The organism is Thermodesulfovibrionales bacterium (assembly GCA_035686305.1).
GTDB lineage: Bacteria > Nitrospirota > Thermodesulfovibrionia > Thermodesulfovibrionales > UBA9159 > DASRZP01.
The window spans coordinates 1-18,086 of the sequence record DASRZP010000103.1 but is presented as its reverse complement, the minus strand read 5'-3'; the positions used below and the strand labels follow the sequence as shown (position 1 = coordinate 18,086).

At 51.4% G+C, this 18,086-nt stretch carries 21 protein-coding genes; 17 read left to right on the top strand and 4 right to left on the bottom strand.

Annotated elements, in window-relative coordinates:
• Positions 1-198: 198 nt before the first annotated feature.
• The 10 genes from VFG09_11725 (at position 199) to VFG09_11680 (ending at position 6,911) form a co-directional block, all read left to right on the top strand.
• Complete coding sequence (locus VFG09_11725; protein HET6515821.1) at positions 199-459, top strand: DUF4160 domain-containing protein; 261 nt, start codon at positions 199-201, stop codon at positions 457-459.
• Positions 460-469: 10 nt separating this feature from the next.
• Entirely contained in the window at positions 470-754 is a 285-nt protein-coding gene (locus VFG09_11720) for a DUF2442 domain-containing protein (protein ID HET6515820.1), read from the top strand.
• A 34-nt stretch (positions 755-788) separates the two neighbouring features.
• The gene (locus VFG09_11715) at positions 789-941 is read left to right on the top strand and encodes a hypothetical protein (GenBank protein ID HET6515819.1); all 153 of its coding nucleotides are present in this window, start codon (positions 789-791) and stop codon (positions 939-941) included.
• A 19-nt stretch (positions 942-960) separates the two neighbouring features.
• Positions 961-1,677 carry a DNA repair protein RadC gene (gene radC / locus VFG09_11710; GenBank protein ID HET6515818.1) on the top strand — a complete coding sequence of 239 codons (717 nt, stop codon included), beginning with the start codon at positions 961-963 and terminating at the stop codon, positions 1,675-1,677.
• Positions 1,674-4,322: an ATP-dependent DNA helicase gene (locus tag VFG09_11705; GenBank protein HET6515817.1), complete on the top strand. Its 2,649-nt coding sequence runs from the start codon at positions 1,674-1,676 to the stop codon at positions 4,320-4,322. Before radC ends, VFG09_11705 begins: the two co-directional genes overlap by 4 nt.
• 239 nt (positions 4,323-4,561) lie before the next feature.
• Positions 4,562-4,759, top strand: coding sequence for a hypothetical protein (locus VFG09_11700; protein HET6515816.1), 198 nt, complete (start codon positions 4,562-4,564; stop codon positions 4,757-4,759).
• Positions 4,760-4,852: 93 nt separating this feature from the next.
• Complete coding sequence (locus tag VFG09_11695) at positions 4,853-5,140, top strand: DUF433 domain-containing protein (GenBank protein HET6515815.1); 288 nt, start codon at positions 4,853-4,855, stop codon at positions 5,138-5,140.
• Positions 5,140-5,514 carry a DUF5615 family PIN-like protein gene (locus tag VFG09_11690; GenBank protein HET6515814.1) on the top strand — a complete coding sequence of 125 codons (375 nt, stop codon included), beginning with the start codon at positions 5,140-5,142 and terminating at the stop codon, positions 5,512-5,514. The genes VFG09_11695 and VFG09_11690 overlap by 1 nt, the downstream gene beginning before the upstream one ends.
• A gap of 79 nt (positions 5,515-5,593) precedes the next feature.
• Positions 5,594-6,403 (top strand): nitrilase-related carbon-nitrogen hydrolase, encoded by an 810-nt coding sequence (locus VFG09_11685; protein ID HET6515813.1) that lies wholly within the window; start codon positions 5,594-5,596, stop codon positions 6,401-6,403.
• A 61-nt stretch (positions 6,404-6,464) separates the two neighbouring features.
• A complete protein-coding gene (locus VFG09_11680) occupies positions 6,465-6,911 on the top strand; it encodes a hypothetical protein (protein HET6515812.1) in 447 nt (148 codons plus the stop codon).
• Here the strand turns inward: VFG09_11680 and VFG09_11675 are convergent.
• Positions 6,908-7,513 carry an HAD family phosphatase gene (locus VFG09_11675; GenBank protein HET6515811.1) on the bottom strand — a complete coding sequence of 202 codons (606 nt, stop codon included), beginning with the start codon at positions 7,511-7,513 and terminating at the stop codon, positions 6,908-6,910. The genes VFG09_11680 and VFG09_11675 overlap by 4 nt on opposite strands.
• Positions 7,514-7,736: 223 nt before the next feature.
• On the opposite strand from VFG09_11675, the gene VFG09_11670 reads away from it, so the two are divergent.
• The 5 genes from VFG09_11670 (at position 7,737) to VFG09_11650 (ending at position 13,081) form a co-directional block, all read left to right on the top strand.
• Positions 7,737-8,249: a cytochrome P460 family protein gene (locus tag VFG09_11670; protein ID HET6515810.1), complete on the top strand. Its 513-nt coding sequence runs from the start codon at positions 7,737-7,739 to the stop codon at positions 8,247-8,249.
• Between the two features lie 132 nt (positions 8,250-8,381).
• The gene (locus VFG09_11665) at positions 8,382-9,002 is read left to right on the top strand and encodes a type 1 glutamine amidotransferase domain-containing protein (GenBank protein ID HET6515809.1); all 621 of its coding nucleotides are present in this window, start codon (positions 8,382-8,384) and stop codon (positions 9,000-9,002) included.
• Positions 8,999-10,960 carry a thioredoxin domain-containing protein gene (locus VFG09_11660; protein ID HET6515808.1) on the top strand — a complete coding sequence of 654 codons (1,962 nt, stop codon included), beginning with the start codon at positions 8,999-9,001 and terminating at the stop codon, positions 10,958-10,960. The genes VFG09_11665 and VFG09_11660 overlap by 4 nt, the downstream gene beginning before the upstream one ends.
• A 13-nt stretch (positions 10,961-10,973) precedes the next feature.
• Positions 10,974-11,834 (top strand): hypothetical protein, encoded by an 861-nt coding sequence (locus VFG09_11655; GenBank protein ID HET6515807.1) that lies wholly within the window; start codon positions 10,974-10,976, stop codon positions 11,832-11,834.
• The gene (locus VFG09_11650; GenBank protein HET6515806.1) at positions 11,831-13,081 is read left to right on the top strand and encodes an Nramp family divalent metal transporter; all 1,251 of its coding nucleotides are present in this window, start codon (positions 11,831-11,833) and stop codon (positions 13,079-13,081) included. Before VFG09_11655 ends, VFG09_11650 begins: the two co-directional genes overlap by 4 nt.
• A gap of 19 nt (positions 13,082-13,100) precedes the next feature.
• Here VFG09_11650 and VFG09_11645 read toward each other — a convergent pair whose 3' ends face one another.
• A complete protein-coding gene (locus VFG09_11645; protein ID HET6515805.1) occupies positions 13,101-13,742 on the bottom strand; it encodes a DedA family protein in 642 nt (213 codons plus the stop codon).
• 303 nt (positions 13,743-14,045) lie between these two features.
• On the opposite strand from VFG09_11645, the gene VFG09_11640 reads away from it, so the two are divergent.
• Positions 14,046-14,909 (top strand): hypothetical protein, encoded by an 864-nt coding sequence (locus tag VFG09_11640; protein HET6515804.1) that lies wholly within the window; start codon positions 14,046-14,048, stop codon positions 14,907-14,909.
• A gap of 70 nt (positions 14,910-14,979) precedes the next feature.
• Here VFG09_11640 and bfr read toward each other — a convergent pair whose 3' ends face one another.
• A complete protein-coding gene (gene bfr / locus VFG09_11635; GenBank protein HET6515803.1) occupies positions 14,980-15,447 on the bottom strand; it encodes a bacterioferritin in 468 nt (155 codons plus the stop codon).
• A gap of 252 nt (positions 15,448-15,699) precedes the next feature.
• Positions 15,700-17,568, bottom strand: coding sequence for a UvrD-helicase domain-containing protein (locus VFG09_11630; GenBank protein ID HET6515802.1), 1,869 nt, complete (start codon positions 17,566-17,568; stop codon positions 15,700-15,702).
• A 209-nt stretch (positions 17,569-17,777) separates the two neighbouring features.
• Here VFG09_11630 and VFG09_11625 point away from each other — a divergent pair.
• The coding region (locus VFG09_11625; protein HET6515801.1) for a hypothetical protein at positions 17,778-18,086 on the top strand (309 nt) is incomplete at its 3' end.

Here is an 18,086-nt window from a genome sequence, read left to right as displayed (position 1 = left end):
GAAAAATAGGACTAACGTCCCGCGATAGAATCCATCATGCTGGAGGCGTATGGCAAGGGGAAAGAAGAGAAAGGATTCACCTGATGGCAATAGTGAATTGAAGCCCACGGAGACGAAGCCAGAACGCGGAAGAACGTCTTCACTGAAGGACTTATCTCTTATGACATCTCCTTGTAGGTAAGATTTATAGGAGCAGGAATGCCTGAGATAAGCAGGTTCTTTGGTATAGTCATAGCAATGTTTTTTGACGACCACAACCCTCCTCACTTCCATGCGAGATACGGAAGTTATTCGATAGCGATAAGAATTGAGGACTTTGCGATACTGGAAGGATATTTGCCGCCGAAGGCATTAGGGCTTGTTATAGAATGGGCAGATATCCATAAAGAAGAACTATTGAAAGATTGGGAGTTGGCTAAAGATCAGAAACCCTTGTTCCCAATTGAGCCCCTAAAATAAGGAGGTCACAATGTACTATGACGTTTTAGAAGCAAGATATATTGAAGAATACAAGCTTGAACTTGTTTTCGAAAAAGGCAAGAAGGGGATTATTGATTTGAGCAAGTATAGATATAAGGGCGGTGTTTTCAGCCGTTTTTCCGATATTGAATACTTTAAGCAGTTCTATGTAAACAAGGAAATCGGAACATTATGCTGGCCTGACGGGCTGGATATCGCACCTGAGACACTTTATCATGAGGCAACTGGAGAACCTCTGCCCGCATGGATGAGACCTGAAAGGGCAGTGGTTTAACGCGAAATCGTGTGTTTGAGAAGGGATAGGGTTTATGGCCAAGAAGAAGGATTCAGGTAAAGAAGATGTTGATTCCTACCGGCACGAAGCCGAGACCGGTAAAAATGCCGTCCCTGTAGGTCTCGCCTCTTACGATACCTCAAAGCCCAAACCAAAAAGATCCGAGTATGACCCAGACGCTCATTGAGGGGCAATAGAGTCACTGCATGGCCAAGGCTCCTTCTAGGGAACAAATGCATGCAGGACACCGTAAGCGGTTAAGAATGCGTTTCCTCAAAGAAGGCTTGGATAGCTTCGAAGATCATCAGGTTCTTGAGCTTCTCTTATTCCAGACGATCCCACGGCTTGATACAAACCCTTTAGCGCACAGGCTGATGCAGCGTTTCGGCAGTCTTTCAGCTGTCTTTGAGGCCGATCCAAAGGATTTGGCCTCTGTTGAAGGTATCGGAGAAAATGCCGCTATCTTTCTTTCAATGATCCCTCAGGTCACTCGGCGATACTTTCACGATCGTGTTAACCACTCCCGAAAGCCTCTCAACAATTCTGAGTCGGCAGCCGAGTATCTTGTGCCCCTCATGGCTGGACGTTCCGAAGAAGTATTCTATGTGATTTGTCTTGACTCTCAGCTTCGAGTCCTTTATCCAGCGTTGATAAGCGAGGGCACAGTGAAGGATGCCCTTGTACACCCCCGTCATGTTGCAGAGGCGGCAGTGAGGCACAAGGCGGCCTCCGTTATTCTTGCGCATAACCATCCCGCGGGAAGCGCCAAACCATCTACCCACGACCACAAGCTAACTCGCAATCTGTTCCAGGCCCTTGGTGGAATCAATGTCCAGGTGGTGGATCATATTATTGTGGCAGGCGAGCAGATTTACAGCTTTTCTCGGGACGGAGCACTGCCGGTTTATGAGGCAGGTGCATGATGGACTATACAGAGCGGCAGCTTGAGGCAATCAACCATTTGGACGGTAATCTTCAAGTGATTGCGTGCGCGGGTTCTGGAAAGACACGCGTGCTCGCACAGCATGTCGTTAAGCTTCTTAAAGACAAGGCTGAAGAAGGCATCGGCCCTCCAAACATCATTGCGTTTACTTTCACCGAAAAAGCCGCCGGGGAACTCAAGGATCGGATACACACACTCTGTCGCCAGCAGTTGGGCCAAAGTACCGGCCTCGCCGAAATGTTCGTCGGCACGATTCACGGTTTCTGTTTGGATCTCCTTCAGACATACCAGTATCGATTCCTGAAATACAGAGTTCTTAACGATGTACAGCAGCGACTTCTGATACACCGCCATTCAAAAGAGTCAGGGCTGACGGACCTTGCCACCCACGATGGAAAATCTCTGAAGCGTTGGCAGGACTCTCGCCTGTATCAACGATGCCTCTCGATCATAAGAGAGTCATTCATTGACGATAAGGCGCTTGGGACACATCCAATTGCTGGAGCTCTTCAAAAATATAATCAGCTTCTCGATAGAAAAAGCTATCTTGACTATAGTCGGATACTGACCGAGGCGGTGACTGCTCTCCAGAGCGACGCTGAGTTGAGAGCAAAGATAGCCGGCAGAGTCAAATATCTCATCGTAGACGAATACCAGGATGTAAACCCCCTTCAGGAAGCACTTGTGGTGCTTCTTTATCAACTAGGGGCAGAAGTGCGTGTAGTCGGTGACGACGACCAGACGATATATCAGTGGAATGGAAGCGATATCCAGAACATTCTGGGTTTTCAGGAGAGATACAGGGATGTCCATCAAGTTCCACTTGCGAAAAATTTCCGTAGTAGCAAAGGGGTTGTAGAAACTGCTAGGCAAATTGCGGAGAGGAACCGCAATCGGCTGCCGAAAAGAATGGAGAGCAGTGAGAAACAACCTTTCGATTACGGTGACATACTTTGTCGTCGGTTGAACTCTCCACAGGCTGAGGCGGAGTGGATTGTCGGGAAGGTTCTTTCCATGCGCGGTGTACCGTTTACGGAAGAAGGTCACTCGAGAGGACTTACATGGTCTGATTGCGCAATCCTCCTTCGGTGCGTTAAGAATAGCGCAGGTCCTGTCGTTGACGCACTCAGGCGAGCAAATATCCCTTATGTGATTAAAGGCGGGGCCGGTCTCTTTGACGCGGCAGAAGTTCTGGCTGCCAGAGCAATTGTCTACTATCTGAATGGTGAGATCACCGGAGATGAACTGAGGAAGGCATGGCAGGCCGCGAACCTTGGGATTGAGGACGCAAAGCTCCAGAGGGCGATTGGGTGGCTCGATGCTGAAAAAGCTGACTGGCCGAACCGCCTGATCAACCGAACTTATTCCATTCAGCAGACATTTCAGGGTTTTCTTGGGGTTATTGAGCTGAGAGAGGACACGATACCTGGGCGCGGCGTACATGACCGCAACCGGGGTGAACTTGTCTATTACAATCTCGGAAAGTTTAGCCAGGTGATCACGGATTTTGAGGAGATCCATTGGCAGAGCAGTGCAGAGAGTCTTTATGCAGCCTTCGCAGGCTTTCTACGGCATCAGGCTGCTGATTATTACCCTGAGGGTTGGGAAGACGCGGCTTTTGTGACGCCCGATGCGGTGCAGATCATGACGATCCATCAGGCCAAGGGGATGGAGTTCCCGGTCGTGTTCCTGCCGAACCTTGTTAAGAACAGATTCCCGACGCCGAGTGCAAGGGGCCGGCAGTGGTGGCATGTGATCCCGCCGACTGCCGTAAAGGGAGCGGAGCGTTACCTTGGGTCGGTCGAAGATGAGCGACGGCTCTTTTATGTCGCCCTTACGAGAAGCAAGAAGCATCTCTATTGCACTTGGGCACCTGAAGCAACATCGGGGCACTATTCGCGTCAATCGTCGTTTGTCAGTGAATTTACAGCATCGGAGTTTGTGCTGACGAGGGAGCCTTCTCCTTCATCAATTGCCAAGATCGAGCCCAAGGCAGCAAAGGCTGATATCGAGATACCTTTGACATTCGCCGAACTGAAGTACTACTTCCAGTGCCCTTATCAATTCAAGCTCAGGTACATGTATGGTTTCAATCCTGGGTTTCATGAGAAACTCGGGTATGGGAAATCTCTGCATGACTGCCTTGCCGAGGTGCACAGGCGTGCGCTGGATGGCAAGTATCTGAAGCCCGACGACGTTCCCCGATTACTTGACGACCATCTTCATCTGCCTTACGCGTGGCCCAAGCTGCTTGTAGATATGCGCACTCAGGCGGATATTGTGATGCGCAAGTACCTGAGAGAGAATTCGGATGTGCTGGACAAAATTGAATTTGCGGAAAAGACTGTTGAATTGAAATTAGCCGAAGGCATTGTGGTACATGGGCGCATCGATCTCATCCGTAGAACGGATACAAAGCAGGTAATAATTATCGATTTCAAGTCTACGGATCGCGCACAGGAGGAAGACGTGACAAGCACGCAACTGCATATCTATGCTATGGGGTACCAGCAGCTTGCGGGGAGATCAGCCGACCTTGTTGAAATCTATAGTCTCGATAAGGGCGCGGGCGCTGCAGTCCGTGAGTTAGTGGACGAGAAGTTGTTGAAAAAAAACGGAGTCTGAGGTTATCAAGGCTGGCCGGGCGATACGCGACAATGCTTTGCCGAGGCTTAGGAAGTGTGAGGGATGTGATGTGAAGCGGATTTGCAGGTCCGACATAGGCCTATGAATGTATAATACTTGCAAGGAGATATGGAAAGTAATTCATGCCGAATATAGACATTAGGGCAGGCGAAATGAATAGACCACGATATCCTCAAGTCAATAAGGAATGTTAGAATTTACAAAAACGAGGAGGAAATATGTTAGCAGTTAAAGTTCCGGTTTCGGCGGACGCGATTATCGGTGCTGTCAAGAAGATGAAGAAAAGAGATAGAGATGCGTTCATTGAAGATCTGCTTGCCATGACATCTCCAGAATATCTCAGGAGCGTGAAAGAGGCCAGGGCTGATTATAAAGCCGGCAGGATCAACACACACAAGGACATTTTCGGCGAGTGAAATACAGGCTTATCTATACACGCAGGGTGAGAAGAGATATCAGGAAGTTCGACTCGCCTGTGAAGCGTCAGATAGGCAACGCTATTAGAAAGCTTGGGAAGGATCCTATCGGCAGTTCTGACAGTGGAAGGAGGTAAACAAATGGCAACACGTCAATCATTGATTGTTTCGGACCAGAAAATCCTTAACGGCAAGCCTATTGTCAAAGGCACACGAATATCTGTTGCATTGATACTGCAGAATATCGCATCCGGGATGTCTAAGGAAGATATTCTTCGGGGTTACCCGACGCTGACAAAGGCGGGACTGGATGCCGCGCTTGATTTTGCCGCAAGGCAGTTTCAGGGAGAAGAAGTTAGGATGTTTTCAGGCAGAAAATAATGATCAAAATCCTTGCTGATGAAAGTGTCCATAGCGACATCGTCAGAGGCCTGCGCAATGCAGGGTATGATCTTCTTTATGTGCCTGAGATCGGTCTTGCCGGAAGCAGTGATGAGAGAGTTCTGGAGTATGCAATAAAACACGATCGTATCCTCCTATCCGGCGACAAAGATTTCGGCGGGCTCATGGAGTTCGGAACGTTATGGGGAAGGGGTAAGGTAATCCTGCTCAGGCATCGTCTCATCAATATAGCGCGGATAGTGAAGAACATTATAGATATCATCGGTTATGAGAAAGACTTGATCAGGACAGAGAAGTCTTTCGTTATCGTTCTCGCAGAAGCTGGATATAGAATCCATAGATATGGGAATTGAGTGCCATGTCCCTCGCCGTCGATAATCCGATCCTGAACAATTCCTTCGAGGAACCGAAAGAGCACCGTCGAAGTATTCTATGAAAGCAGGTCTCTATCAGTTTAACCCTATCTTCGGTGAGAAGGACGAGAACCTGAAAGAGGTTGCACGTGTCCTCAAGGGAGCCGATATGGACCTTCTTGTCCTTCCCGAGTTCTTTGCTACGGGATACCAGTTTGCATCGCGGGACGAAGTCTCAGCGCTTTCAGAGCGTATACCGGAAGGGCCCACGACGGAGATGCTCATCAGGTTATCACATGAGAAGAATTTGTATATCGTTGCCGGTCTCCCCGAAAAGGACGGAGACAGATATTTTAACAGTGCAATCATCACCGGGCCTGAAGGGTTCATCGGAGTTTATCGAAAGACCCACCTCTTCTTCGAAGAAAAACTCCACTTCATTCCCGGTGACACGGGATTCAGGGTCTGGGATACAAATATGGGCCGCATCGGTATCATGATCTGCTTTGACTGGTTCTTTCCTGAGTCCATGAGAACCCTTGCCCTTATGGGTGCAGAGGTCATTGCCCATCCGTCCAACCTTGTTTTGCCTTATTGTCCCCAGGCTATGCCTCTCCGGTGCCTCGAAAACAGGGTGTTCTCCGTGACGGCAAACAGGACAGGAAGGGAAGTGAGGAAGGAAGGGCAGGCCTTGAGGTTTATCGGACAGAGCCTGATTGTCTCTCCAGAGGGCAAGGTGCTCGCCAGTGCGCCCGAGGAGGAGGATTCATTGCTCATTGCGGAGATCAATCCCGAAATGGCGAGGAACAAGGATCTGAACGATATGAACAATATTATTGACGACAGAAGGCCGGAGATGTACCGGAATCTCTATAGGTCCTTCTTATGAGTGCCTGCTTGAGACCGAGCATGGAGATTGTTGATAAACCCAAAAATGAGGAGGTCCTTCCGTGCCGCATTTTGGCTTGATGGACGAAGGCGCCCTTGGGCCTGTTGAAGGACCATTTCAGAGGGCAAGGCTCCACATCAGGGGAGGCCGGAGGAGACTTCGGCAAGGCAAGATATCAGCCGGCATTGTGACCCTCTATGATGCGCTCTCTGCTGCAATGCAGTGGTACATCGCATCTCCTGAGCGTGAACAGTCTGTCAAGGTCAATGAGGGCGAAGATATTCGTGATGATGAAACCGCCTATCGCGTGCTTGTGCGCTCAAAGGTGCTCGACGGCTCTTTTGATTACCAGGCCTTTGACAGCCTGGTAGTGCGGGCACTCAATGAGGAACTGGCTGACTACGATTACCATCAGGTACTGAAGGGCATAGAATCCGTCATGACCCAGCTCGGCGTCATGCCCTTTGATGAAGCAGGGCTTCCAGCGGAAGATCCCTCGACTTTTTAGTCTTGACGAAGGTCCGCGAGCCTTTTTTCAAACTCCTCCCTGCTTCTGAAATGAATCGTCTTCAAACCGACTCCTGAAGCCCGTTTAATGTTCTCGATGTTGTCGTCAACAAAGAGCATCTCGCCGGGCAGAAGGCCCATAGTTGAAGATACATCAGTGAAGAGAGACGGATCTCTCTTTGACTTTCCGGTCCTGAAGGAATTGAAGATGTAGTCAAAGCAGTCAGAGAAAGGCGTCTGTTTATTGATCTCTTCAAGCCAATTTGTCTGATCGCTCAGAACCGCCACAATAAGACCCGAGGACTTGAGGTCTTCTGCCGCCTCCATCATCTCCGGCCTCAGCCTGAACCTCTTCAGAATCTCTTCCCTGAGCTCTTCATCGCTTGCGGTGATGCCGCTCTTCTCTCTGAGGGAATTCCAGAAGTGGGATTCGTCGCAGCGGCCCGTGACATAGCCGGTTTCATAGATGAGGCCCTCGGCTGTCTTGAAAAAATCATCGGGATTAAGACGGTTCTTTTCAGCGATGGCCGTCAACCCCGTCCTGAAGCCTTCCTCTGCAAGGACCCCGCCAAAATCAAAGATTACTGCCTTTATTCTTGCCATGCCACCTCGAATGAAAGGAAGACTCTCTCATTATAAACAACAAGAATATCTTTCAGGAACAGCCATGACCAGTGATGAGGAAGATCCAAAAGGTGAGCGTTTGAGCAACGTCCGGTAACGTGAGGTGACATGGTGTGAGCCTTGACATCGCACCCTGCTGTGATAGGATTTATATGAGATCGAAAATGAAGGTCAGTGATGTTGTTTCATGGGAGCCTCCAGTATGAAAAGGCTTGCCTTTCCCTTACTCGTAATGCTGGCTGTGCTGTCCGGCGTGAATGGTGGAGAGGCGATCCATGAGATCATACCATCGGAGACTCAGGTTCCGATGCCGGAGCCAGACGCAGAAAGACTGAACGATTACATTATTCGCTTCAACCCTTACAGGGCGTGGCAGCTGTGGCCGGGCAAAGGGAGGCTTTACAAAGGCGCAGAGCCCCATGGCAAGCTGCTCACGACCTTTGTGAACGATGAGGCCTACCGTTCCATCAAGAACAGAACAGGTATGGCCTATGACTCAATCATTGTCCAGGAGAATTATACCTCTGATAAAAGATTTGATGCCCTCACCGTGATGTACAGAATAAAGGGATATCATCCCGCAGGCGGTGACTGGTTCTGGGTAATGTATGCTGCTGATGGCAAGGCCCGTGGGTCAGGGAAGGTCGAGGTATGCCTGCGTTGTCATGAGAAGAAGAAGGAGAACGATTATATCTGGACAGGGGAAGTGTGGTAGCAGAAGGGAACGCCATATCTCACTATCAAAACTTCTCAGTCTCTTTCAGTCGTGCTGACCCACAGGCGGAGGACTTCACTTCCCTGATGCGCCTCCTCTGTCTCTGTGTTTCGGGAAACAAAATGCAACCTTATGTTGCAAACGGTGGTAGGGCATGGATCGAAGCCCGCCATACCTGCCTTTCCGAAGAAGAAAGGTTTTGTGCGACTCCAGGGTGCACTCATAAGGAAAGGGGTGATTGTTATGAAGGCATTGATCATCAGCGCTGACGATTTTGAGGACACGGAACTCCTTGTCCCCTATTACCGGTTGAAGGAAGAGGGTGTCGCCGTGGATATTGTCTCGATGAAGAAAGGCCGGATAAGGGGTAAACACGGGTATGAAGTGGAGATTGACAAGACCCTGGGGGAGGTCGGTCCTTCTGATTACGGTATCCTTATTCTCCCCGGGGGCAGGGCGCCCGAAACCATACGGAAGGAAAAGGACGCCGTCAGGATCGCACAACAGTTCTTTGAGATGAAGAAACCCGTCTCCGCCATTTGCCACGGCCCCCAGATACTCATCACCGCAGGACTGCTGAAGGGCAGGCACGCGACCTGCTACAGGTCCGTAGCCAAAGAGATGAAGGCTGCCGGTGCGTTTTACGAGGATAGAGAGGTTGTGGTCGATGGAAATCTCGTCACATCGAGACAGCCTGCCGATCTTCCCGCGTTCTTGAGAGAGACCATGAAGAAGATCAGAGAGAGGGCATGAACAGGCTGTCAAGAGAGAAAGCTGCTTACCTGAGGCATGCTGCTGACCAGCAGGTCGACTGGTATCCGTGGTGCGAGGAGGCCTTCCTGAGGGCGGAGCAGGAAGACAAGCCGGTTTTCCTCAGCACAGGCGCCATCTGGTGCCATTGGTGTCATGTCATGGCAAAGGAGTGCTTCGAAAATGAAGAGATCATCAAGACCCTGAATGAAGGATTCATTAATATAAAACTCGACAGGGATGAGAGGCCTGATATCGACAGGAGATACCAGCAGGCGGTAGCGGCTATGGGACAGGGCGGCGGTTGGCCTTTGAGCGTGTTCTTGACCTCTGATAAGAAGCCTTTCTTCGGAGGGACCTACTTTCCTCCCGAGGACCGATTCGGAAAACCGGGTTTCAAGAAGATACTGGCTGCCGTGAGTCAGCTTTACCGACGGAAGAGGAAGGAGGTTTCCGACTATTCCGACAGCCTCCTGGACTTTATGAAGCATCAATCCACGGTCTCAGCCGACATCAGTCAGTTCATGATCGACGAAGCCGGAAAAGAGGTCCTTTCCTATTTCGATGCCGAACACGGCGGTTTCGGAAAGCTTCCCAAATTCCCGATGCCCGGGGCAACGGAAATGCTCATGTGCAGATCGTTTTTTCAGCAGGATGAACATGCCGCCTACGCCGTGAAGAAGACGCTTGAAGCGATGGCAAAGGGCGGATTTCATGATCAGATCGGGGGCGGCTTCCACCGGTATTCCACGGATGAGGCATGGATCATCCCTCACTTCGAGAAGATGGCCGATGATAATGCCTGGCTTCTGCGGAATTATGCCGATGCCTACGCAATCTTTGGCGATATCCTGTTCAGAGAGGTGGCGGAAGGCATCGTCAGATTCGTCAGGGAAGTACTCACCGATCCCGAGGGAGGATTTTACGCGAGTCAAGACGCTGATGTCACCCCTGACGACGAAGGAGGGTATTTCACCTGGACTGCCGGCGATTTCAGAAAGGTCCTTGACGACGAGGAACGAGAGGTCCTCACCCTCCATCTCCTCCATGACAGGGGATCGATGCACCATGACAGTGCGAAGAAGGTGCTCTTTGTCTCGATGGAACCCGATCAGATTGCTCAGATGACCGGCAGGGAGGGAAGGGTTATCCGCGGAATGATAGATCGTGGGAAGAGAAAATTACTTGCGGCAAGAGGGAAGAGAGAGGAGCCTTTCATTGACAGGACGATCTACACGTCGCTGAACGGATTGCTCATAAACGCCTATCTGAAGGGATCGAGAATACTCGGGGAAGGGTCACTGAAAGACTTCGCACTCACGAGTCTCGACAGACTCACCGGGAGGCGCGTTATCAAGAATGAAGTTTATCACTCCGATGGCGTCAAGGGATTCCTGAATGATTACATCGATCTTATCGAAGCGCAGGTCGGCGCATATGAAATAACGGGTGATGCGCGGTATCTCGAGGCCGCCGATAACCTTATGGAGACATGCATGAGAAAGTTTTGGAGTGAAAATGACGGAGGTTTTTTTGATTCCGAGGATGCAGTTCTCGGATTAAGGCTGAGGTCCGTCGAGGATATCCCTCATCCTTCGGCAAACTCCGTGGCCATTATCGTCATGGACAAGCTCGCTGCATTGACGCAAAAAGAGTCATACCATGAGTATGCCTTGAGGGCCTTGAGGGCCTTCTCCCTCAAGGCAAAGGAACTTGGCATTCACGCCGGGTATTACTACTGCGCAGCCGATGCCTATTTCCGTTCGGTTGTGCTCTCTGTTGAAGCATCTCCTGACAGCGCCCTTGCCGACACGGCCCGCTCATGTTTCCGGCCCCACGCCTATATCCGGTACGGCGAGGATAAAGGGTATGTCCTTCCATGCGGGAAGGGAAGGTGCTATGATCCCATTGACGATCCCCGTCGCCTCAAGGACTTCTTAAAGAGTCCTGATTGGAAATGAAGACGGAGAAGGTGTGGACGTCACTTTCACGCCACAGAGGCTTACAGAGCGGTCTGTCCGAAAGTTCCGGGGGATTATTTACCGGCACTACCTCAGGCATCCCCGCAGCCTGCCGTGGAGAAGGACCCGCAATCCTTACCGGATCCTTGTTTCTGAGATCATGCTTCAGCAGACACAGGTGGAAAGGGTAACCGAAAAGTACAGGGAGTTCATCAAGAAGTTCCCGGACTTCCCGGCACTGGCTGAGGCGCCGCTTTGCGACATACTGAGGGCGTGGCAGGGGCTCGGATACAACCGGCGGGCCATTGCCCTCCACAGGACAGCCCGTATCGTCATGACAGAGTTTCAGGGAAGGCTCCCGTCAACGGTTCCTGAATTATTGCAACTGCCGGGAATCGGCACATATACTGCTTCTGCCATTGCTGCCTTTGCGTTCAATGAAGCGACAGTATTCGTCGAGACCAATATCCGGCGGGTCTTCATACATTTCTTTTTCCACGATCATGAAGGGATTAGAGACACGGAGATCATGCCGCTCGTTGAAAAGACCCTTGATTCCTCCGATCCGAGGGAGTGGTATTATGCCCTCATGGATTATGGCGTAACGCTCGGAAAGGGATCTGAGAACCCCAACAGGAGGAGCGCCCATTATCAGAAGCAGACGCCTTTTCATGGCTCCAACAGACAGGCCAGGGGGATGATCCTGAAGGTGCTCGTCGAGAAGGGGAAGATCCCCGAGTCCGAGTTGATTCGGCGAATGAACATGGATCGGGAAAGGATTGAGAAGAACCTTGATGCTCTGGAGAGCGAAGGGTTCATGCGGAGGAAAGGGAAAAGCGTTATCCTGGGCGAGGCACGAGGGGGAAGGGGATGAGGATGAGAAACATCATCGGGAGGCATAAGCCGAAATTTGGGGCATTGGAGATCCTGAAGTACATAGGCCCGGGCTTTCTGGTTACGGTGGGCTTTATCGATCCGGGGAACTGGGCTGCGAATGTTGCTGCCGGGTCTTCCTATGGATATTCTCTCCTCTGGATGGTCACGCTCTCGACCCTCATGCTGATCATCCTCCAGCACAATGCAGCGCACCTTGGTATTGCAACAGGACTCTGCCTCTCAGAATCTGCCACAAGGCATTTCAGGGGCTCGATAAGCAGGCTCTTTCTCGCTACGGCAGTCATTGCATCGGTCTCTACCGCTCTCGCCGAGATCATGGGCGCGGCCATCGGATTATACATGCTCTTAGGATTGCCCCTCAGGATCGGCGCAGTTCTTTCAGCCCTCCTTGCAGGCTGGATGCTCCTCTCAAAGAGTTATGAAAGGCTCGAACGATGGATCATCGGCATGGTCTCCCTTGTCGGTCTCGCATTCCTTTTTGAGCTCAGCCTCGTAACGATTGAGTGGCATGAGGCACTGAGAGGCTGGTTTGTGCCTTCCGTGCCTGCTGGTTCAGTGCCGATCGTGATGAGCGTTCTCGGCGCAGTCGTGATGCCCCACAACATCTTCCTCCATTCCGAAATTATTCAGAGCCGGCAGTGGAACCTCGAACGGGAAGACGTGATCGAGAGACAGCTGAGATATGAATTCACCGATACCATTCTTGCGATGCTCGTCGGATGGGCGATTAACAGTGCGATGATCCTTGTGGCTGCCTCGGTCTTTCATACTCACGGAGCGGTCGTCACCGAGTTGCCGCAGGCCCAGGCAACATTAAGGCCGCTTTTGGGAGGAGGATCTGCCCTTGTCTTCGGTCTTGCCCTGCTCTTTTCCGGCTTCTCCTCCTCCATAACAGCAGCCATGGCAGGGGGGAGCATCTTCGCAGGGATCTTTCAGGAACCCCTTGACCTGAATGACAGCCACTCGCGTGCAGGTGTGATCATTACCTTTCTTGGCGCCTTGATCGTCATCTTCTTTTTGAAAGACCCTTTCCAGGGGCTCATCTGGAGCCAGGTCGTTCTCAGCATCCAGCTTCCCTGGACGATATTTGCCCTCATTGCCCTGACCTCTTCCCGAAGGGTCATGGCAAAACACGCCAATCCGCTCTCCCATAAGATTCTTCTCTGGACAACGGCGGTCATCGTCTCGTTTCTCAATGTGATGCTTCTTGTTCAGATGCTTTGATCTGCCAGGGGCATGCGCGTTATGTCGCCTGACAGCGGTGCCTGAGGAATTCGATAACGCCGGGAAGGACGGAGATGAAGATAATGGCGAGAATGACGGAGGTGAAGTTCTGCTTTACGAAAGGGAGATTGCCGAAGTAATAACCGCCGAAAACAAAGATGCCGACCCATGCAATGCCTGCCGTGACGTTGTAAATCGAGAACCGCCAATGGTTCATGAACCCGAGGCCTGCGACGAAGGGTGCAAAGGTGCGGATGATGGGGAGGAACCTCGCAATGACAATAGTCTTGCCCCCGTGCTTTTCGTAAAACTTGTGGGTGCGGTCGAGATACTGCCTGTTGAGAAACCGCACATTGTCCCTGTGGAACATCTTCGGTCCGACAAAATATCCTATCCAGTAGTTCACGGTATTCCCTCCAATGGCTGCGAGGGAGAGGAGAAAAAAGAGCACGGTGACTTCAAGGGAGCCCTTTGCCGCGAATGCCCCTGCTGCGAAGAGGAGCGAATCTCCCGGAAGGACCGGCGTCACCACGAGTCCCGTCTCACAGAAGATGATGAGAAAGAGGATAGCGTAAGTCCAGATACCGTAATTCCGGATAATGAGATCGAGGTGCTTGTCGAGATGAAGAAATGTCTGGAGAACGGTGTTGAGTAACTCCATAATCCTCCTTCCTTTTTTTTCATCGGCGCAGGTGAAGATCTCAAGAGGTGCGCCGGGAATTTTTTAGTTTACCATAGATCTGAGGTCTACGGAACAGGGCAGGGAATCGTCGCCAATCCCGCCTCCGAGAGGACGAGAAATATTCTTGCATCAACGACGATGATTTCTGTACAATGGAAGCCGTGTGTAGGGTTGTTTTATGCTGCCGCAGGGTAATATGAAAGGTCCCATGAGGACCCTTGACAGCGACGGTTTTTTAAGGAAAGTTTTTCTTATCTTACGCAAGAATGAAAAGGAGTAGAAATGAAAAGATCAGGAAGTACGACGTTGTTGGCCGGTGTCTGTTTGGCCCTGTTTTTTTCTGTCTTTTTCTGTGCCTCTGTCGGTATGGCTGCCCAGGAACCTGTAAAGGTGCAACTCACCAGCGGCGATTGTGTGAAGTGTCACGCCGGCCCCCCGGCCGACATAGCCGCAAATGGTGCCGGACACAGGAAGATTACCTGCCAGGACTGCCACGTCGGCCATCCCCCTGCTGTGGCAAAGGAGAAGATCATTCCGAGCTGCAACCAGTGTCATCAGGGCAAGTCCCATTATGAACTCAAGGGTTGCCTCACATGCCATACGAACCCTCATACCCCGCTCAATATCAAGCTCACCGGTAACATTACCGATCCTTGCCTCACGTGCCATACGCAGCAGATCAGCCAGCTGAGGGAGCACAAGAGCAAACATACGAACCTCTACTGCTCGACATGCCATGACGTCCACGGCAAGAAACCGTCGTGCCTGCAATGCCACAAGCCGCACTCTTCCGACATGACACAGGGCGATTGCGGAAAGTGCCATAAGGCCCATATGCCGAAGAATGTTGTGTATGGCGAGGTCCCCTCAAAGAACTGCGCTGCCTGTCACAAGAAGGCCTACGAGCTTCTTACCGCAAGCAAGGCAAAGCATAAGAGTCTTGAGTGTGTCTTTTGCCATCAGGCAAAGCACAAGATGATACCGAAGTGCCAGGACTGCCATGGTTCGCCTCATCCTGCCGGTATCATGGCGAAGTTCACGAAATGCGCCGACTGCCACAACATCGCCCATGACCTGAACAACTGGACCCAGGCGGTAAAGGAGGAGGCGCCGAAAGAGATGCCGAAGAAGAAGAAGCGGCAGTAGTATGAAGACGAAGCGGCCGGAGATCGTTCTCCGGCCGCTTTTTTTTGGGCCCTGTGCCGCGCCGATAATTCTATTCGTTCTGAGTAGAGAGGAATATCTGGAGGGTCATCTGTCCGATCTGGTCCTTCTGTTCCTCGATTTCATCGATATGCTGGTCTTCCTGAAGGAGAATCTCCTGGAGCAGTTCTCTCGTAGCGTAATCGTTCACCTCCCCGGCAAGAACAATGGCGGCGTTGTAAGCCTTAATCGCCTCGTATTCCAATGCGTGGTCGCTATTAAGCTGCTGGGGAACGTCAGCACCAATATGCATCTTTCTCAGATTGCTGACGATGGGGGTCCCTTCGAGAAAGAGTATCCTCCCGATCAGCTTCTCCGCGTGCTTCATCTCGTCGATGGCACGTTTTTCAAATTTCTTGTGAAGCTTCTCGTACCCCCAATTGGCGTTCATCTCAGAGTGTACCATGTACTGATTGATGGCGGTTAACTCATCTGCAAGCAGCGAGTTCAACGTCTCGACAAGTTTTTCGTTTCCCTTCATAACGACCTCCTTTTTCTCTCGTGATTGGTGGATGATTTCACTTGCCCGACTGTCATCGGAACCAGTATTATTCTACCACAATGCTGCGCTAGCGCAAGTCCCCATGAGGACGGAACACTGTGTGCATCACGGTAGTGCCTGAGTTCAGCGAGCTTTGTCAGGATGCACAGACTCATCGGCGGTATGTTCAAAGTATCGCGCAGATCTCAGACGTTCGAAGATTACCTGTCGCTCGCTGTTCGTTGCCGGTGATCAAAGATGGTGACGTATCTCGTCCAGGTATCGTGACCTCGTCATGAAGGAGATCTCCCCGAACTTCATTCTCGATTCGACGGAAGAAAGATAGAGCCTTTCCTTAGCCCTCGTCGTCCCTACATAGAAGAGCCTCCTCTCCTCCTCGAGGGAAGCGTCGCTGAGGAAGGACTTGGCCGAGGGGAAGATTTCCTCCTCGAGGGCGGGAAGGAAGACCACGGGCCATTCGAGACCCTTGGCTGCATGGAGGGTGAGTATCTTCACCGAATCTTCGTTCCCGATCTTGTCCTGCTCCGAGGAGAGGAGATTGTCTTCCATGAACTCGGAGAAGGGCTTCCCCTCCTCTTCCAGGGCATGGAGCACATTCGAGAGTTCGGATATATTCTCCATTCTCTCTGCGGACTCGTCCTTGTACTCCTTCTCAATGTACGTGAAGAACCCAAAATCCTCGATGAGTGCCATGAGGACGGTGTAAGGGCGCTCTTCTACCAAGCCAATGTGCCCCTCGAGGGTCTTGAGAAAGAGATCCGCCGCCAGCCGCTGCTTTGCAGGGAGTTTTGTCTCTCTCAGCGCCGTGAGCCAGTCTGTCCTGAAGTTCTCCCTGATCTTTGAGAGGGCCTTCTTGCCTATTCCCCGGGCCGGCGTATTGATGATCCGCTCGAAGGAGGCCCTGTCCTTAGGGTTTGCGATAAATCTGAGGTAGGAAAGGAGGTCTTTGATCTCTGCCCGATCGTAGAAGGCGAGGCCCCTGATAATGGTGTAGGGAATGCCGTACTGCATGAAGATGCTCTCGAAGGCCCTCGACAGGAAGGTCATGCGTATGAGGATCGCCATGTCTGAATAGGCGTGGCTTAAAGAGAGCTTCCTGATCTTCTCTGCTATCCAGATGCTTTCTGATATGGCGTCAGGGTGGTTCTTATATTCGATGTCACCTTCCTCTTGCCTGTCCGTATGGAGCTGCAGGACCTTGTGGGACCATCCTGACTCGACGTTGTTGACGATCGTATTGGCGATGTCGAGGATGCGCCTTGTGGAGCGGTAGTTTTTCTCGAGTCTCATCTCCTTTGCTCCGAATTCCCGTATGAAGCGCTCGATGTTGGAAGGCCGGGAGCCCCTCCAGGTGTAAATGCACTGGAAAAAATCGCCGACGGCAAAGAGCGTCCTCCTCTGACCTGCCAGGAGCTGGATGAGAGAGAACTGGATGTCATTCGTGTCCTGGAATTCGTCGATCATGACGTAATCGAAGCGCTCGCTCCACTTCATCCGTGTTTCCGGCGAGGTTGCAAGGAGTTCTACGGAAAAGTAGAGGAGATCGTCATAGTCCATGGCATTCGAACTTTCGAGGTCTTTCTGATATTCCCTGGCAACTTCGGCATAAGAAGAGGCGGGATAAGGAAGAGCCTCTATGTAATCGAAGATACTGCTCCGGTATTCCTGCTTCGCCTTCGAGATCACTTCCTGGGCAGCCCCCGCCTCTTTGACATCCATGTTGAGCCTCTTCAGGATTTCCTTCACTACTTTCAGACTGTCAGCCGTGTCGTAGATCACGAACCTCCGGTCGAAGGACATACCCAGGAGGTCTGCGTCTTCTCTCAGCACCTTCACGCTAAAACTATGAAAGGTCGATATCCAGCGCGGCCTGATGCCGAGCATCCTTTCGACGCGGTCGACCATCTCATGTGCGGCCTTCTTCGTAAAGGTGATTGCAAGGATCCTGTTGGCCCTGATTCCCTTTTCGTGGACGAGATAGGCTATCTTGTGCGTCAGGACCTTTGTCTTGCCGCTTCCCGCGCCTGCGGACAGGAAGACCGCCGAGTCGAGGTATTCCACTGCTGCTCTCTGTTGCGGGTTGAGTCCCTGAAGAATCATAATAATCTCTCTCTGAAACCGTTTGACCCACAGCCGCAAACAGGTGGTGGGCGTGGGTTCCTAAGGTTCTGGACTGAAGAAATTCTAACATATTCGCTGGGCTCTTTTTCATGAAGAGAAAAGGAGATGGCGCTAAAGGGGAGCGTTGTGTTGTAAGATTAAGGAAGGAAGCTTCGTCGCTTCCAGAACGATTGGGGAGGCCCCGCTGTATGGAAAAACAGTCTGGAGAGAAAAAGAGACTGAGGAAGACCATGCCGAGGGAAGGATTGATCATTGTCGCGCTTGTTCTCCTCTCTCTCGTTGTTCGGTGGCTGGAAGAAAACCGTAACGATCAGATAGCCGGGTACAAGAAGAATGCTGAGGTTGTGGGGGTGTATACCAAGACCGTTTTTGCCGAACCTGAAGAATACATCACAAAGAGCGGCGCCAAGTACGCAATTGCGAGTATATCAGAATTCACGGGCATCTCGGTGATGTTTCCCAGAGATACCGCCAAGGCGGTGATGACTGGAGCTCTT

Bases quoted from the DNA above. Each gene is read 5' to 3' on its own strand.
- VFG09_11725 (HET6515821.1), top strand. From the start codon at position 199: ATGCCTGAGATAAGCAGGTTCTTTGGTATAGTCATAGCAATGTTTTTT.
- VFG09_11720 (HET6515820.1), top strand. From the start codon at position 470: ATGTACTATGACGTTTTAGAAGCAAGATATATTGAAGAATACAAGCTT.
- VFG09_11715 (HET6515819.1), top strand. From the start codon at position 789: ATGGCCAAGAAGAAGGATTCAGGTAAAGAAGATGTTGATTCCTACCGG.
- radC (HET6515818.1), top strand. From the start codon at position 961: ATGGCCAAGGCTCCTTCTAGGGAACAAATGCATGCAGGACACCGTAAG.
- VFG09_11705 (HET6515817.1), top strand. From the start codon at position 1,674: ATGATGGACTATACAGAGCGGCAGCTTGAGGCAATCAACCATTTGGAC.
- VFG09_11700 (HET6515816.1), top strand. From the start codon at position 4,562: ATGTTAGCAGTTAAAGTTCCGGTTTCGGCGGACGCGATTATCGGTGCT.
- VFG09_11690 (HET6515814.1), top strand. From the start codon at position 5,140: ATGATCAAAATCCTTGCTGATGAAAGTGTCCATAGCGACATCGTCAGA.
- VFG09_11685 (HET6515813.1), top strand. From the start codon at position 5,594: ATGAAAGCAGGTCTCTATCAGTTTAACCCTATCTTCGGTGAGAAGGAC.
- VFG09_11675 (HET6515811.1), bottom strand. From the start codon at position 7,513: ATGGCAAGAATAAAGGCAGTAATCTTTGATTTTGGCGGGGTCCTTGCA.
- VFG09_11670 (HET6515810.1), top strand. From the start codon at position 7,737: ATGAAAAGGCTTGCCTTTCCCTTACTCGTAATGCTGGCTGTGCTGTCC.
- VFG09_11665 (HET6515809.1), top strand. From the start codon at position 8,382: ATGTTGCAAACGGTGGTAGGGCATGGATCGAAGCCCGCCATACCTGCC.
- VFG09_11660 (HET6515808.1), top strand. From the start codon at position 8,999: ATGAACAGGCTGTCAAGAGAGAAAGCTGCTTACCTGAGGCATGCTGCT.
- VFG09_11650 (HET6515806.1), top strand. From the start codon at position 11,831: ATGAGGATGAGAAACATCATCGGGAGGCATAAGCCGAAATTTGGGGCA.
- VFG09_11645 (HET6515805.1), bottom strand. From the start codon at position 13,742: ATGGAGTTACTCAACACCGTTCTCCAGACATTTCTTCATCTCGACAAG.
- VFG09_11640 (HET6515804.1), top strand. From the start codon at position 14,046: ATGAAAAGATCAGGAAGTACGACGTTGTTGGCCGGTGTCTGTTTGGCC.
- bfr (HET6515803.1), bottom strand. From the start codon at position 15,447: ATGAAGGGAAACGAAAAACTTGTCGAGACGTTGAACTCGCTGCTTGCA.
- VFG09_11630 (HET6515802.1), bottom strand. From the start codon at position 17,568: ATGATTCTTCAGGGACTCAACCCGCAACAGAGAGCAGCAGTGGAATAC.